The sequence below is a fragment of the Ureibacillus suwonensis genome, from assembly GCF_042655065.1.
GTDB classification, from domain to species: domain Bacteria; phylum Bacillota; class Bacilli; order Bacillales_A; family Planococcaceae; genus Ureibacillus; species Ureibacillus suwonensis.
This window is the reverse complement of record NZ_JBHSNQ010000165.1, coordinates 1-14412: the sequence shown is the minus strand read 5'-3', so window position 1 is coordinate 14412 and position 14412 is coordinate 1. Positions and strand designations below refer to the sequence as shown.

Genomic DNA, 14412 nt, shown 5'->3' with positions numbered 1-14412 from the left:
CCTCCAGCTTCCTTCAGATTCCGCGTCACCACGGACACCCTTGCTCTTGGCTAACCTCTACTTCTGTCTTCGGGGTTCGGGACTTACACCCTATAGTTCATGTACATGCCGGGCGCACAAAGAAAAAGAGCGAAAATTTTCGATTTCGCTCTTTTTTATTGCTATATCAGTATTTTTCGTGTTTGGCGATTATCCGTGTTCTATATTACTTGGTTTTTGCGCTTGGCGATTATTTCTCTTTCTGATTCCCCATTTTTAAATACTCTTTCCAAGCCGTGAGTCCCCCTTCTAAAACTGCGACATCATAATCCTGCTCAGCTAGAATGGTTGCACATTTCGTTGCTGAGTTGCCGGTTGTGCAAGTGACGATGATTTCACTCCCTCGCGGCAACGCGGGAAGTTCTTTTTCTTTGTTTTCTTCCAGTCCAAAAATCTCTTTTTTATGGATATTAATCGATTGAATATTATCCCCTTCAATATGGAAATTGTTATATTTCTCCTGATCCCGGACATCTAATACCACAAGTTGCTCTTTTCGTTGCATTTTTTGCATTAATTGTTCAGGCGTGATTGTTTTCAATGGCATGTCCATTCCTCCTATTTAAATAATAAATCCCCTAAGCACTCTTATGCTTAAGGGACGAGTATTTCTATTCTTTTTTCTGCTTAATGTTTGGCAGCGGTTGGGAATTATAGATTCTTGAATACGGCGGAACGGATTGGGTGAGCCAAATGTTTCCTCCAATGATGGAGTCGTGGCCGATTTTCGTATCTCCGCCAAGAATCGTTGCCCCCGCATAAATGATGACATTGTCCCCAATATCAGGATGGCGTTTGATTCCTTTAATCGGATTTCCATGTTCATCCAATGGGAAGCTTTTCGCACCAATTGTCACACCTTGATAAATTTTTACGTTTTTCCCGATGGTGCTTGTTTCCCCAATGACTACTCCAGTTCCATGGTCAATGAAGAAATACTCCCCGATTTTGGCTCCAGGGTGAATATCGATGCCAGTCAAGCTATGGGCATGCTCAGACATGATTCTTGGGATAATCGGAACCCCGGCCTCGTAAAGTTCATGAGCTATCCTATGTATTGTAATGGCTGTGATGGAAGGATAGCTGAATAAAATTTCTTCCAATGATAAGGCTGCAGGATCGCCATTGTATGCCGCCTGTATATCTGTTTGTAGGATTTCACGGATTTGCGGCAATTTATTGACTAAGTCAATGACGATTTCTTCCGCTTTTTCTTCAGGTTTACTTTCACCGCTGTTTTCCAGCACTTTCGAAATAATGTCTTTTAAATCGAGTGCTGTTGATCTTAAAATGTTTCCTATATTTGTTTCCAACCGGAGTTCATCTTTATATATGTCGCAAAAGCAGGGATATAGCACTTTGCGGAAATTCTTCAAAATTTTGATAATCTTTTCTTGTCCTTCAAATCCAATGGACTGTTCAATCGGATAATAACTTTTATGAACATCAAGCAATGAATTGGCGATGTTCGGAACCCCTTCATTTATCCAATTGTCTAATTTCAATGAATCCACCACCCTAATCTTATTGTCGCGGTTTTTCTAAAAATTTTTATTTATTGCTATCATATAAAACTTTCTCTACGTTTATCAACTATCTAATATTTTTCCAACCAATGATTAGGTAAATATTTACATACCCCGTAAAACTATTTTAGATACTAACATAAAAACTTGCTGGAAAAAAGCCTCCAGCAAGTTTACGTTGTTCATATTCATTTGAAGTTCAAGTAATTATCCGGTTTGCTTTCAACCACTACTTCTTCCGCGCTGATCGTATCACCGAAAGCGGATTTTAACGTTTCTTCATATGCGTTTGTAAAGAATTTTTCTTCATATAATTTTTCAATTTCAGCATTTAACCATTCCAGTAATTCCGTATTCCCCTTTTTCACTGCAGGAGCGATATAATCCAAATCCCCTAATGTAGGCAAAGCCACTGTAAAGTCCGGATTTTCATTTGCCCAACTGAACAGTAATGCGTTGTCTTGCGCTAACGCATCGCCACGTCCATCTTTTAACGCTTCAAAGGCTTCATTGATTTGGTCGAATTTTACCAACTCTACATCCGGATGATTTTTCATAAAGAATGTTTCAGCCGTTGTTCCTTTAGGCACGATCAATTTTTTCCCTTTTAAATCGTCAACGGATGAAATTGGCGCACTTTTTGGAGAAACGACACCAATTGCCACTTTCATATATGGAAGAACAAAATCTACTTGCTCCGCTCTTTCTTTTGTTACTGTAAAGTTGGCAAGCACGATATCCACTTTATCAGATTTCAACAAATCTACACGAGCTTGCGGTTCAGTGATGACATATTCGATTTTTGACTCATCGCCAAGCAAATCTTTGGCAATCCGTTTTGCTAACGCAATATCATATCCTTGGTTTTCGCCGTTTGCATCCACATAACCAAATGGCGGTTTATCGCTGAATACGGCCACTCTCAATACTCCACGTTCTTTGATTTCATCGATAACGGATTTGCTTTCGGATGGTTCGTTGTCATTTGCGGTCTCTTCTTCTTCCGATCCGTTGTTGCTGTTAGCGCCGCATGCAGCCAACACCAGTGTTAATAATGCAATGATTAAAAATGCATAAATTTTCTTCATATTCTTTCCTCCTAAAATTTTAATATATTGATAAACTGTTGTGCCCTTTGTGTTTGCGGGTTAGCAAAGAATTCCTTTGCAGGTGCCTTTTCATGAATCTTTCCTTTATCCATGAAAACCACTTCGTCTGCCACCAATTCGGCAAAGTTCATTTCATGGGTCACAATTAACATGGTCATCCCCTGTTTGGCCAACTGGGCAATGACTTCCAACACTTCCCGGACCATTTCCGGATCGAGGGAAGCTGTGACTTCATCAAATAACATCATTTTGGGATTCGTACAAAGGGCACGAACAATGGCAATCCGCTGCTTTTGGCCTCCTGATAATTCCCTCGGATACGCATTGGCCCGATCCGCAAGGCCCACTCTTTCCAAAAGTTCCAGCGCCTGCAATTCCACTTCTTCCCGTTTCCGTTTTTGTACTTTTATAGGAGAAAGCAGAATATTCTCCATTACCGTCATGTTCGGGAAGAGGTCATAACTTTGGAACACCATACCGATTTTTTGGCGAACTTCCCGCCATTTCGATGTTTTCGTTAAGTCTTCTCCTTCAAAAATAATCTCGCCGCCCTGCACTTCCTCTAGGCCATTAATGCATCGCAAAAAGGTGCTCTTTCCGCATCCGGATGGCCCTAATATGGCAATCACTTTTCCTTGTTCTACATGCAAGTCAATTCCATCAAGTACAACCCGGTCTCCGAATTTTTTTACAAGACCGTTGATTTCCAATATCGGCGCCATAATCTGTTCCCCTCCTTAAGCAGCCCATTTCCGTTCCAGTCTTCTGGAAATCCGGGACAACGGAAAACAAATGCAAAAATAGAAGAAAAAGATAATCCCATAAATCCAGAAAGCCACGGTTGGATGTTGTGTGTTGTAAAGCTGGATAATTTGCTGGCCGACTTTTATCACTTCCACAACCCCAATCATTGTGAGCAGGGCTGTCGTTTTAATCATCCTCGTAATCAAATTGATCATCGGGGGAATGGAGCGTTTGGCCGCTTGTGGCAGCAGCACGTAGCGATACATTTGAAATTTGCTCAACCCAAGGGCAATGCTTGATTCCACTTGGTGCTTTGGCAGAGAAATAATGGCGCCGCGCACAATATCGCTCAATTCCGCCGTTCCCCATAAGCTGAACACAATCAGCGCCACCATATCAGCACTTAATTCCACATTGAAATTCACCGGCACAATGTAATAAATCACAAACAGCCAAACCAAAATCGGAATGATGCGAAACAGTTCCAAATACAACTTGAACGGGAATTGCACAAACTTATTTTTCGATGTGCGGATCATACCGATCATAATGCCCATCACTATCGAGATGACAATGGCAATCAAAGCAATCCGCAGCGTATGGAAGAGTCCTTCGAGCAATCGCATAAAATTGATTCCTTCAAATAAAACACTAACGCCCGAATTCAGCATAGCGGACTCTCCTTTCCAGCCACATTAAAAACAATGAGATTGGCAACAAAATGATCAAATAGCCAATAACAAGCATGAATAACGCTTCATTCGTCTTGTAGTAAATTCCCATCAAGTTTTTCGTTGTATTGGTCAATTCCAAAATGGCAATCCCACTGAATACAGATGTTTCTTTGATCAAGAAAATGCAGTTTGCTCCATAAGCCGGCACGCTGTAAGAGAAAGCTTGGGGAAAAATGACATAACGCACAAGTTGAAAACTGCTCAATCCCAACGCTTTACCGCTTTCCACCTGCGATTTTGAGACAGCTTCCATGCCTGCACGAAATGCTTCAGCCATGTAACTGCCACCCAAAAACGTCAATCCGATAATGGCACACATTTCGCTGCTTAAAGTGATTCCCACTTTCGGCAGTCCGAAATAGAGGAAAAAAAGTTGAATCAACAATGGCGTATTTCTTGCAATCTCTAAGTATACTTGCACAAGTTTGTCCAATATTTTGACTTTAAAATATTGGATACTGCTGCAAATGAGACCCACAATCGTGGCAAAAAGGATGCCGATCGCTGCAAGCTTTACAGTCAACCATAACGCCGTCTTGTAGAAGGGTAATACTTCAATAATGTATTGCCAATCCATGGTTACTCTCTCCCACCATTGCCAGATGAAGATTTGGCATTCAACGTGTCTCCAGGTTGCAAGATTTGAACACCATGTATATCCACAGTTTCAAGATATTTAATGCCTGCTCCTGTATTCAGGCATACAACAAGCTCCTCTTCTCTAATCCACCCTTCCTCACGCAGCTTTCTTGCTGCCGCAAAAGTAGCGGCACCTTCCGGACAGATGAAGTTTCCTTCAAAAGAAGCAACTTGCTTTTGCGATTCCAATAATTCTTCTTCTGAAACTGCGATGGCACAACCGCCCGTATTGTAAACCGCTTCTAGCACCAAGAAATCGCCGAGGGCTTTCGGTACATTGATTCCAAATGCACTCGTAGTCGAATTTTCGAAAAACACGGATTCCTTTTCGCCTTTTTTCCAAGCTTCCACGATTGGTGCACATCCTTCTGCCTGCACAGCAACTAAACGCGGAAGTTTCCCCTTTTCAATCCAACCGAGCTCCAGCATTTCCAGTAAAGCTTTATAGATGCCGATGATTCCGACACCACCGCCTGTTGGATACAGAATGACATCTGGCACTTTCCATCCAAGCTGCTCGACAATTTCATACCCCATTGTTTTCTTTCCTTCGATTCGATAAGGCTCTTTTAATGTCGAAGCATCATAAACGCCTTCTTGTTGAACCAAATGGGCCACCACTTTCCCCGCATCGCTGATCAAACCATTGATCAGATGCAAGTCTCCGCCTGCTATGTACACTTCTTTCCTTGTGATAAGCGGTGCATCAAGAGGCATCACGATAGTGGCTTGAATATCCGCTTTTGCACAATACAAAGCCCAAGCTGCACCAGCATTTCCATTCGTTGGCATCGCAAGTCGGACAACGCCAAGTTCTTTCGCTTTCGATACACCTACACTTGCCCCACGTGTTTTAAAGGAGCCTGTCGGGATAATGCCTTCATCTTTTATGTATAAATGGTTCAAACCATATTCAGCACCGAGTTTTGGCAACGGTTGAAGGGGTGTCCCACCTTCACCAAGCGAGACAATATGTTCTTTTTGTACCACTGGGAGCACTTCATGATAGCGCCATAAATTTTTAGGCCGGTTTGAAAGTGCCGCTTTCGAAATTTCACTTTTTGCCTTTTCCAAGTCATAACGAACGAGCAGCGGTGATCCGCATTTACATAACTGCTGAATTTGACCTGCATCATAATGTTTATGACATTTAGGGCATTCCAAATGTGAAATGTAGCTAAATTGTGTCATACTGTTCTCCCTTCTAGTTGAAAAAGAAAAAGACCACAAAATTCCCACTAGAAGAGCCGAGAATTTTGTAGTCTTTGGTTTGTCCAATCAACTACATCATTTTTAAGATTATTTTATTCAAATAATTCCTATTAGTCAACTAAATTTTAAAAGGATTGTATTTAATGGTACCCACTCCTTCTTTTCAATAAAAAATCTGCTCCTCATTGGATGGAAGAGCAGATTTTTCATATTAATAATTGTTTCTTATCGTCTTTAAAGCCGCAGTCCATTTAAGCAACTGATCCAGCATATCATCCACCACTTCTTTATGGTGGTCGGCAGGTTTGAATTTTGTCATATTTTCAAAATCCGTAAAAAGCGAAAATGCAGGATGCGTACGCACATCGGCCACCGCCAGTTCGCCCAAAATTCCCCGCAAATGTTCCGCTGCCCTTGCCCCTCCTACCGAACCGTAGCTGACAATGCCGGCCGCTTTGTTATTCCAAACTTCCCGGGCCAAGTCGAGGGCATTTTTCAAAGCTCCCGTAATACTATGGTTGTATTCCGCCACAATGAAAATAAACCCGTCCAAACTTGCCAATATTTCATTCCATTTCACAATCCGGGGGTCTGATGGCTCCGCTTTTCCTAAAAATGGCAAGTCGTAATCATCAATATCCACGATTTCAAATTTTGCATTCTTCCGATTATCCGCAATTTCTTTGATCCAATTTCCCACTTGTGGACTTACGCGGCCTTCCCGTGTGCTTCCCAAGATGATGCCAATGTTTAATGTCGTTTCTGTCATTTTGATTTCCTCCTTGTCTCTTTGATAAAACAGTGTTTCCCTATTATGGAAAAGCTATTATTTTTATTCCCCCATTGGACAGTTTTTAATGCATTTTTTACATATTGCTTGTGAAAGAACACTTATTTTTTCCTTTCCTCCAAAATATCTTTGATCATCTCAATATGGGAGGAAGCCCAAGCGTTTTCCCTGAAATGAAAAAACAAAGCTGCTGTAATGCCTGTAATATAACAAACAATAAAAATCATCCAATTTCTTGTTCCTTCTTGGAACAAAATTTTTTGGAGATGCTGGGAGAAAATCAAAAATAAAAATGGGATGGATGATACAAAAATGGGAATCATCCCTGAACCATTCTTCTCCTTGATCAAGCGGTAATAAATCAATTGCAGCACGTCACGATCCAGCGACTCATAAAACTTCCGGACTTCATAAAGCTCCTTCAAATATTTGGAGTCGTGAATCGAATCACGATTTTTCCTGAGCTGCATATATATTTTGTGAGCATCGCCCCGAAAAAAACTCATCACCTTTCACCCCACATTTTCCAAGGAATGAAGCGGATTGCCCTTCGATACATTCTTTTTCATTATTCTTCATAATTAAAAAAATAAACCGTTCACATTTTTTTAAGAAAATTTAGACTTTTATCTGTTGTATATCAGTTTTTAATTGAATATAATTGTTATACATCACAAAGGAGGGGAAGCCATGCTAAGCAATACGGAACGTAAAAATATCATTCAATTTCTAGTGACTTACTTTGGTCTGGAGCCAATCCAGTTTGTAAATATTTCGGATCGCATGCTGGAAGCTACGTATGATTTTGTTTACTCCAGATTTGAAATGGAAGCGGATATGTAATCATTTTTTCACGAAACAAAGGGGTATAAACAAAGAGATCCGTTTCGCACGAAAGAAACGACTCTATCGAATGGACGTTCTTATGAAGGATGTCTTATAAAGGAGTGCCCCTGAATTTCTCACAAAGGAGACACCCCTTTTCATATAGAAAATTGGCGGCATAAACGAATGGCTGAAGGGAATCAGCGCGTTTCTATTTAAAGAAACGCGCTCTTTTTTTATGCATTGATTCATTTTTATTTCTCTTCATTGCAACGGGAATCTTTCCATCTGTCTTCCCCGCTCTATGGCTACGAAAGTATCAGCACCTTGTCACCTCTTTAGTATTCGTATGCAGAAAATTTATATATGCACTAAAGAATAGATTGTTCAAATTGTCGCACATTAAAGTCAAGAAATTTCGGAGGTGATTCAGATGGCAAAGAAGAATAAGACAACCTTCAGGAAGGAGAAAAAGGAGAAGAATAAAAAAGTTCAGAGAGAAGAATATTCCAAAGAGTTCAATCAGGCAATCCACAACAATCCTCCTGCTGAAGTAAGAAAGCCGCGCAATACTTAAAAAGATGTAAAAAAGAGCGAATGAACTACGATTCGCTCTTTTGTATTATCCAAAATATACTTGCCCCTATTTTTCCATTAAAAAGACATCAACAATTAGGATAGCATCAAAGTTTCCATGAATAAGGACCTCTCTATAAGATCTTCACCATGCACCAGCTTCCCAATTAAACGATATATTGCTTCTTTATCTTTGAACGCAAAATCGCGCGCCAATTTCTTGAGAATAGTGGTTGGTGCTATAACCCGTATGCAGTTTGGCATCCGTCCCGAATCAATCCCCTCTTTTCAATTGGATGAAAAAAATCTGTCCAATTGGCTGTTTTCTTTCCGATATACCCAGTATGATAGATTTTGAAAGAGGGGGAAATGAAAGTGTTGCCATTTATACACGGATTTATTTTGGCATTCGGATTAATCTTGCCTTTAGGTGTCCAAAACGTCTTCGTTTTTTCACAAGGCGCCATGCAGCCGAATCTGATTAGGGCCCTGCCTGCAACAATTACCGCAGCTATATGTGATACACTTTTGATTCTGCTTGCCGTTTTCGGCTTGTCCATCATCGTATTGCAGTTTGATTGGCTCCGGACCGGGCTTTTGACAGTCGGCATCATTTTCTTGATTTACATGGGATACTCCATTTGGAAAAGTCAGCCGAAAACCAATGAATCGAACATCTCTTTGCCGGCGAAAAAGCAGATCCTCTTTGCTTTATCCGTTTCCATCCTGAATCCCCATGCCATTTTGGATACAATCGGCGTCATTGGAACAAGCGCCATAAAATATGCCGGCATGGAACAATTTTTCTTCACCCTTGCCTGTATCATGGTGTCCTGGATTTGGTTCTTCGGTTTGACGGTGGCAGGTGCGATTTTCAAAAAGTTGGATCAATCAGGCAGCATCTTAACATTTTTCAATAAGTGTTCCGCCGTTTTTATTTGGGGAACCGCAGTTTATTTGCTATTGGATTTAATGAGTTGAAAACGGTTATATTATTGGGTGAACGTACGAACTTTACTTCCCCTTTTCTTTTCAAATAAAAACAATAAGAAACTGATAAAATAACCTGCTGAAACAAGGCTGAAACCGCGGAAAATTCCCGGGGTCATAAAGAAGTAAACGCCGATGGGAAGGGACAACAGAAAAGCGACAAACATAAACCATTTAGGTTTCAAAAATTGTCCGATGATGACAAAAGCGGCTGGAATGACGGCCGCAACAAATAAATTGCCGATGATTTCAGAATCCGGTGTCTGATAAGGATTATCGAAGGAAAAAATTCCCCAAAACACGAGGCTTGCCACTGCAGAGACAATTCCTACGACCGACCCTATCATCTGCATTCGTCTTCCTCCTTATATTACTATTTGATATTTAAATGGAATATAAATCTTTTTCTTTCATTTATTTATAATTTTTCTGATCCCAATGCAATAAATATTAAAAAAATTTTTTGTAAAGAAAAAAGAGCCGCAGCCCTCTGAACGGGATTCACGATCATTCTCCCGAGATCACAATCACATCGAAGGGTACCGGCTCTCCATTTATTTGGACTTCCATGTATTCTACATCGGCATCCTTGGATTTTGTCAGCCTAAAGAAATGGGCTTTTTCTTCATCCCCTTCTCCACTTTCATTCAATTTCACGATTAATTTTGTTCCCTCTTTTTCGAACGTCCCTTCTACATCCGAACGGGATTTATAAACGATATAAGAAACCTTTTCTCCACTATTGATTTTTTGCAATGTGGCATTTTGATCCATTTTTTCTTCCACATTTTCCGGCAATTCATCCAATTCGACCAAGCTGATTGTAGTTGAATTGCAAGCGGTTAAAATCAGCATAATAAGTGTGAAAAAATAAATTTTTTTCATGACTACCCCCTTTTTTATTACATTCAACAGATATTTCCAATATCCTTTAAAAAATTTTTCGCTTCCTCAGTTTTATCTTGAACTCTAAATTCATAGTGCTACAATCTAATTAAACTCTACTATAGCTGGAGGTCTTTCCATGGAATTGAATGAAAAAGAACTTGAAATACTCAGTGTATTGGAAAAAGATGCACGGATTGAAACAGCCGACCTCGCAAAAATGGTGGGCTTGAGTGTGGAAGAAACAGAATCCATTTTAAAAAAATTGGAAAATGATAAAGTCATCGTCAAATATTTAACAATGATTGATTGGACAAAAGTCGATGATCATCAAGGCGTCCGGGCGATGATTGATGTGAAAGTGACCCCTAAACAAGGAGTCGGATTCGATGAAATCGCGGGAAAAATCTATCGCTATGATGAAGTGCAATCAGTATATTTAATGTCAGGCACTTATGATTTATCCGTCATTGTGGAAGGGAAAACATTGAATGAAGTGGCGAACTTCGTATCCCAAAAATTGTCCACATTGGAATCTGTTGTTTCAACAACAACCCATTTCATCTTGAAAAAATATAAACATGATGGAATCATCTTGGAACAAGAGAAAAAAGATAAGAGAATTGTGGTGTCATAACATGAAGGCTACAAAAAAATCCTATGTTTCAAAAACCGTAAGAGATTTAAAACCCTCAGGCATTCGTCGTTTCTTTGATTTGGCAGCAGGTATGGAAGGCGTCATCTCCCTTGGTGTGGGTGAACCTGATTTTGTCACACCTTGGCATGTCCGGGATGCGGCCATCCGCTCCATTGAAGATGGGTATACTTCCTATACTCCAAATGCGGGTCTCCTTGAATTGCGGGAAGAAATTACAAACTATGTGAAAAATCGGTTTCATGTAGAGTACTCCCCTTCCGAAGTCATCGTAACAGTCGGCGCAAGTTCAGCCATTGATACAGCGATGAGAACGATTTTAGATCCTGGGGATGAAGTGATTGTCGTAGAACCTTGTTTCGTTTCATACAGTCCGATGGTGACGTTGGCCGGGGGTGTACCGGTACCGGTGCAGGCGTTGAAAGAAAACGATTTTAAAATTCTTCCAAGCCAAATTGAAGCGGCCATTACCGACAAAACAAAAGCATTGATGATTTGCTTCCCTAACAATCCAACAGGCACACTTTTAAATAAACAGGAATTGGAAGCGCTTGCTGAGATTGTAAAAAAATATGATCTACTAGTAATTTCCGATGAAATTTATGCGGAACTTACATATGACGAGCAATTTACAAGCATGGCCTCCCTTCCTGGCATGCGCGAAAGAACCATTTTGGTGAACGGGTTCTCAAAAGCATTTGCCATGACAGGATGGCGCCTTGGCTTTGTATGCGCACCGAAAGAAATTTCAAAAGAAATGCTGAAAGTGCACCAATACGCGTTAATGTGTGCATCCACCGCTTCCCAATATGCAGGAATCGAGGCATTAAGAAACGGTGAGGAAGAAGTGGAAAAAATGGTGAAAAGCTATCGTCTCCGCCGGAATTACATTGTGAATTCCTTTAATGAGATGGGGCTTACTTGCCACATGCCTGGCGGTGCCTTCTATGCATTCCCTTCCATTGAATCAACGGGCTTAAGCTCCCAGGAATTTGCTGAGCGATTATTGAAGGAACAAAGCGTGGCTGTCGTTCCTGGCGATGTCTTTGGTGAAAGCGGCGAAGGGCATATCCGCTGCTCCTATGCCACATCGATGGAAGAATTAAGAGAGGCTATGAAACGGATCAAACAATTTATTGATTCTTTATAATATGGATGGAGATGAACAGACTGCCGAGTTTGCTTGGCAGTCTGTTTTATTATTACTAATCTTCCTTTTTTTGAAATGAGGTTCTCTTCAAAAGACTTAACGCTTTCTTTAATATCTCCCCAAGGTTAGGACATTGGAAACTTCTTTTTATCCACTTAATCTGCTACACTCATTCATAACCATATTTTGAAAATATTGGAGGGATACGTTTGAAACTTAGGTTGTTCTGCGGATTATTTGCATTTTCATTTCTGGTCCTTGCAGCATGTTCCGACAACACCGATGTTTCGACAAAAATTAAAGCCAATCCTGAATCTGAATATAGCACCACCTTTGAAAAGCTTAAAATTGGAAAAATAATCGACTATGATTTTCAGATAGTAACTGAGGATCATCCGGTTTGGGTAACGGTTTGGGCAGAAGAATACCAGAATGGAAAACCACTTTCCGAACCGGTCACGCTCATCTCCTATGGACTGGAACCTGACGAAACAAGCCAAGGTCCTTTAGGCATTGGAGCTTTTGAAACTGAAGATGGCGCCTATCTGTTTCTTTATAACGAAAGTATCACGATGAAACCTAGAAAAATCGGCATTCCGCAAACCGGATATTCCGTGAGCGGATGGCAATATGCTTTAGAAGAGGAATCGTTGGAAAACAATCAATCTTACTTATTAGCGGTATATCGGGCAACAGATGGTGAAATGGCCACTTACAATTTTCAAGATGAAAAAGACGTTCAGCAAATGATTCAAGACACCAATTACGCTTTACTCATTAAAATGAAATTGTAAGAGCGTGAAAGCTAATTATTATTGAGTATAGGAGTTGAATCGTTTGGATACTTTTGCGGAAATTTTACGCACAATTTTTGTATTCATTCTTATTGTCGCTTCCGGTTTTTACTTGCGCCACTTGGAAAAAACAAGAAAAGAGAGGGCATTATCCCCTTCAGAACGGGCGATGTTGATTTCGCTTAATATCGCATATTTACTATTTGCCGCCAGTATAGTGGTTTCCGTATTTTTTTAAATAAAAAAGGCTTAGCTCCAGCTGAACTAAGCCTCTTTTCATTACTGGGACGACTCATCGGAAGCGGCAAGCTCCGACTCCACAAGCCACTTGTAATTTTTCACCTCTTCCCCGGTTGTTGTGGTGAAATCCACTACATACACAGGACCTTCATCGGCCGATTCAATGGTTGCCGTTGCCCCGTCCATCCCTTCGATATGGTCTGCATTAATAACCAATTCTCTTCCTGGTTCCATCGGCGCTCCACTTGCCCCATCCAATTCTTCATGAATCACCCACTTATAATTTTCCACTTTCTCCCCGCCGGTTGTCGGTCTATAGGAGATCTCGTATGCCGTTGTATCATATACGGCTACAACCACTCCTTCCGCTCCTTTCATCCCTTCCATATGATTGGCGAAAATCTTCACTTTGGTGCCAACCGGGAATGCCGCATTCTCTGCAATTTTCAAATTCAGCGGCACAGAGCCGGTGCTGTCTTCAATTTCGTCAGCCTCTCTCGTTGGTGCCTCTTGCTCGGCAACATTTCCCTCTTGTTCGTCATTCTTGTCCAATTGTTCCGCAGTATCCCCGCAAGCTGCAAGCAATAGAATGAAGCCGAATAAAAAGATTTTGAATGCCCATTGCTTTTTCATAAAATCACCCTATTTTTTTATTTTTTAGGGTTCGTCAATTTTGTTCTTTTATACATGATTTTGCTAAAGAAATATGATGGTTCTGAAACAAACGGGATGTCCATTCGTACCATTTAATAAGGGGGTGAAAAGGGGATGGAAACGAAAAAATGCAGCAAATGCGGAGGAACAGAATTTGCGGAAGGCTCGGACTTTATCGCTGTCAGACCAAGCAAAATGTCGATGAGAGGCAGCAACAAAATTTATACTTTTTGTTTACACTGTGGAGAAGTGGACTCCATTCGGATTGAAAATACAACGATCTTCAAAAAGAAATAAAAAGGGATGTATAGGGAAACCTTGATGCCAAGTGTTTCCCTATTATTTACTTTACCGCCGCGGAAATTCTCTTAAATATGCCGAACCCTTTCATTTGAAGGGTCATTTTTTCTTTGAGGAGAAGGGGCTTTTGCACATAAACGGATATGTCCCCGATGGTGATTTCATGATATTGTTGCATATTTTTCGGCTTGAAAAGAAGCACAACAAGTTCTTGCACATCCGGGGCGCAACAGCTCCGCACTTCCAACAATTGCACGGTCAATTGATTGCCCTTTGAACGGATCCGCTCTTTTACCTCTTCATTCATTTCTATAAGCATGCTAATCCCCCGTTTCTGAAAAGTTTCCTTATATCTTATACAATTCGGATGATAAAATGAATACTCTTTGAATCAATTGCGCATAGTTTGTTGGAAAGAAGCAAAAATCGAGTAGGAGGGAGCGATTAACTCCCGTCCTCTCACACCACCGTACGTACGGTTCCGTATACGGCGGTTCAATTAAGATAATTGACGCAAGTTTTTATAACTTCCGTGAATAGCTGTTCTCTT

General features: G+C 40.7%; 21 protein-coding genes. 8 read left to right on the top strand and 13 right to left on the bottom strand.

Annotated elements, in window-relative coordinates; translation table 11 throughout:
* Window positions 1–229: 229 nt before the first annotated feature.
* The 9 genes from ACFPOH_RS12490 to ACFPOH_RS12450 all read right to left on the bottom strand — a co-directional run bounded on the left by ACFPOH_RS12490 (window position 230) and on the right by ACFPOH_RS12450 (window position 7299).
* Window positions 230–586: a rhodanese-like domain-containing protein gene (locus ACFPOH_RS12490; protein ID WP_342470476.1), complete on the bottom strand. Its 357-nt coding sequence runs from the start codon at window positions 584–586 to the stop codon at window positions 230–232.
* Between the two features lie 64 nt (window positions 587–650).
* The gene (gene epsC, locus ACFPOH_RS12485; protein WP_390309929.1) at window positions 651–1544 is read right to left on the bottom strand and encodes a serine O-acetyltransferase EpsC; all 894 of its coding nucleotides are present in this window, start codon (window positions 1542–1544) and stop codon (window positions 651–653) included.
* Between the two features lie 209 nt (window positions 1545–1753).
* The gene (locus ACFPOH_RS12480; protein ID WP_390309927.1) at window positions 1754–2653 is read right to left on the bottom strand and encodes a transporter substrate-binding domain-containing protein; all 900 of its coding nucleotides are present in this window, start codon (window positions 2651–2653) and stop codon (window positions 1754–1756) included.
* A gap of 11 nt (window positions 2654–2664) precedes the next feature.
* Window positions 2665–3396 (bottom strand): amino acid ABC transporter ATP-binding protein, encoded by a 732-nt coding sequence (locus tag ACFPOH_RS12475; protein ID WP_342470479.1) that lies wholly within the window; start codon window positions 3394–3396, stop codon window positions 2665–2667.
* A 15-nt stretch (window positions 3397–3411) separates the two neighbouring features.
* Window positions 3412–4089 (bottom strand): amino acid ABC transporter permease, encoded by a 678-nt coding sequence (locus ACFPOH_RS12470; protein WP_342470480.1) that lies wholly within the window; start codon window positions 4087–4089, stop codon window positions 3412–3414.
* Window positions 4070–4729, bottom strand: a complete 660-nt coding sequence (locus ACFPOH_RS12465; RefSeq protein WP_342470481.1) for an amino acid ABC transporter permease — start codon at window positions 4727–4729, stop codon at window positions 4070–4072. The genes ACFPOH_RS12470 and ACFPOH_RS12465 overlap by 20 nt, the downstream gene beginning before the upstream one ends.
* Before the next feature lie 2 nt (window positions 4730–4731).
* On the bottom strand, window positions 4732–5982 hold the full coding sequence (locus ACFPOH_RS12460) for a threonine synthase (RefSeq protein ID WP_390309924.1): 1251 nt from the start codon (window positions 5980–5982) through the stop codon (window positions 4732–4734).
* A gap of 232 nt (window positions 5983–6214) precedes the next feature.
* Window positions 6215–6772, bottom strand: coding sequence for an NADPH-dependent FMN reductase (locus ACFPOH_RS12455; protein WP_390309922.1), 558 nt, complete (start codon window positions 6770–6772; stop codon window positions 6215–6217).
* 122 nt (window positions 6773–6894) lie between these two features.
* On the bottom strand, window positions 6895–7299 hold the full coding sequence (locus ACFPOH_RS12450) for a hypothetical protein (RefSeq protein WP_342470484.1): 405 nt from the start codon (window positions 7297–7299) through the stop codon (window positions 6895–6897).
* A 184-nt stretch (window positions 7300–7483) separates the two neighbouring features.
* Between ACFPOH_RS12450 and ACFPOH_RS12445 the strand changes: the two genes are divergently transcribed.
* From ACFPOH_RS12445 to ACFPOH_RS12435, 3 genes are all read left to right on the top strand, one after another.
* Window positions 7484–7636: a hypothetical protein gene (locus ACFPOH_RS12445; protein ID WP_342470485.1), complete on the top strand. Its 153-nt coding sequence runs from the start codon at window positions 7484–7486 to the stop codon at window positions 7634–7636.
* Between the two features lie 415 nt (window positions 7637–8051).
* The gene (locus tag ACFPOH_RS12440; protein WP_342470486.1) at window positions 8052–8195 is read left to right on the top strand and encodes a hypothetical protein; all 144 of its coding nucleotides are present in this window, start codon (window positions 8052–8054) and stop codon (window positions 8193–8195) included.
* Between the two features lie 374 nt (window positions 8196–8569).
* Complete coding sequence (locus ACFPOH_RS12435; protein ID WP_390309920.1) at window positions 8570–9175, top strand: LysE/ArgO family amino acid transporter; 606 nt, start codon at window positions 8570–8572, stop codon at window positions 9173–9175.
* 11 nt (window positions 9176–9186) lie between these two features.
* Here the strand turns inward: ACFPOH_RS12435 and ACFPOH_RS12430 are convergent, their stop codons facing one another.
* Together ACFPOH_RS12430 and ACFPOH_RS12425 are read right to left on the bottom strand one after the other, a co-directional pair.
* Window positions 9187–9537 carry a hypothetical protein gene (locus ACFPOH_RS12430; RefSeq protein WP_342580834.1) on the bottom strand — a complete coding sequence of 117 codons (351 nt, stop codon included), beginning with the start codon at window positions 9535–9537 and terminating at the stop codon, window positions 9187–9189.
* A 154-nt stretch (window positions 9538–9691) separates the two neighbouring features.
* The gene (locus tag ACFPOH_RS12425) at window positions 9692–10069 is read right to left on the bottom strand and encodes a membrane lipoprotein lipid attachment site-containing protein (protein WP_342470489.1); all 378 of its coding nucleotides are present in this window, start codon (window positions 10067–10069) and stop codon (window positions 9692–9694) included.
* Between the two features lie 139 nt (window positions 10070–10208).
* Between ACFPOH_RS12425 and ACFPOH_RS12420 the strand changes: the two genes are divergently transcribed.
* The 4 genes from ACFPOH_RS12420 to ACFPOH_RS12405 all read left to right on the top strand — a co-directional run bounded on the left by ACFPOH_RS12420 (window position 10209) and on the right by ACFPOH_RS12405 (window position 12906).
* Window positions 10209–10706 (top strand): Lrp/AsnC family transcriptional regulator, encoded by a 498-nt coding sequence (locus ACFPOH_RS12420; RefSeq protein WP_342470490.1) that lies wholly within the window; start codon window positions 10209–10211, stop codon window positions 10704–10706.
* 1 nt (window position 10707) lies between these two features.
* The gene (locus tag ACFPOH_RS12415) at window positions 10708–11874 is read left to right on the top strand and encodes an aminotransferase (RefSeq protein ID WP_342580833.1); all 1167 of its coding nucleotides are present in this window, start codon (window positions 10708–10710) and stop codon (window positions 11872–11874) included.
* Window positions 11875–12083: 209 nt separating this feature from the next.
* The gene (locus tag ACFPOH_RS12410) at window positions 12084–12668 is read left to right on the top strand and encodes a hypothetical protein (protein ID WP_390309919.1); all 585 of its coding nucleotides are present in this window, start codon (window positions 12084–12086) and stop codon (window positions 12666–12668) included.
* 43 nt (window positions 12669–12711) lie between these two features.
* A complete protein-coding gene (locus tag ACFPOH_RS12405; RefSeq protein ID WP_342470493.1) occupies window positions 12712–12906 on the top strand; it encodes a hypothetical protein in 195 nt (64 codons plus the stop codon).
* A 41-nt stretch (window positions 12907–12947) separates the two neighbouring features.
* Here the strand turns inward: ACFPOH_RS12405 and ACFPOH_RS12400 are convergent, their stop codons facing one another.
* Window positions 12948–13541 carry a YdhK family protein gene (locus ACFPOH_RS12400; protein WP_390309917.1) on the bottom strand — a complete coding sequence of 198 codons (594 nt, stop codon included), beginning with the start codon at window positions 13539–13541 and terminating at the stop codon, window positions 12948–12950.
* 135 nt (window positions 13542–13676) lie between these two features.
* Here ACFPOH_RS12400 and ACFPOH_RS12395 point away from each other — a divergent pair, with 135 nt between their 5' ends.
* On the top strand, window positions 13677–13859 hold the full coding sequence (locus tag ACFPOH_RS12395; RefSeq protein ID WP_390309915.1) for a hypothetical protein: 183 nt from the start codon (window positions 13677–13679) through the stop codon (window positions 13857–13859).
* A 46-nt stretch (window positions 13860–13905) separates the two neighbouring features.
* On the opposite strand, the gene ACFPOH_RS12390 is transcribed toward ACFPOH_RS12395, so the two are convergent.
* Window positions 13906–14181, bottom strand: a complete 276-nt coding sequence (locus ACFPOH_RS12390; RefSeq protein ID WP_390309913.1) for a CC/Se motif family (seleno)protein — start codon at window positions 14179–14181, stop codon at window positions 13906–13908.
* Between the last annotated feature and the right edge of the window lie 231 nt (window positions 14182–14412).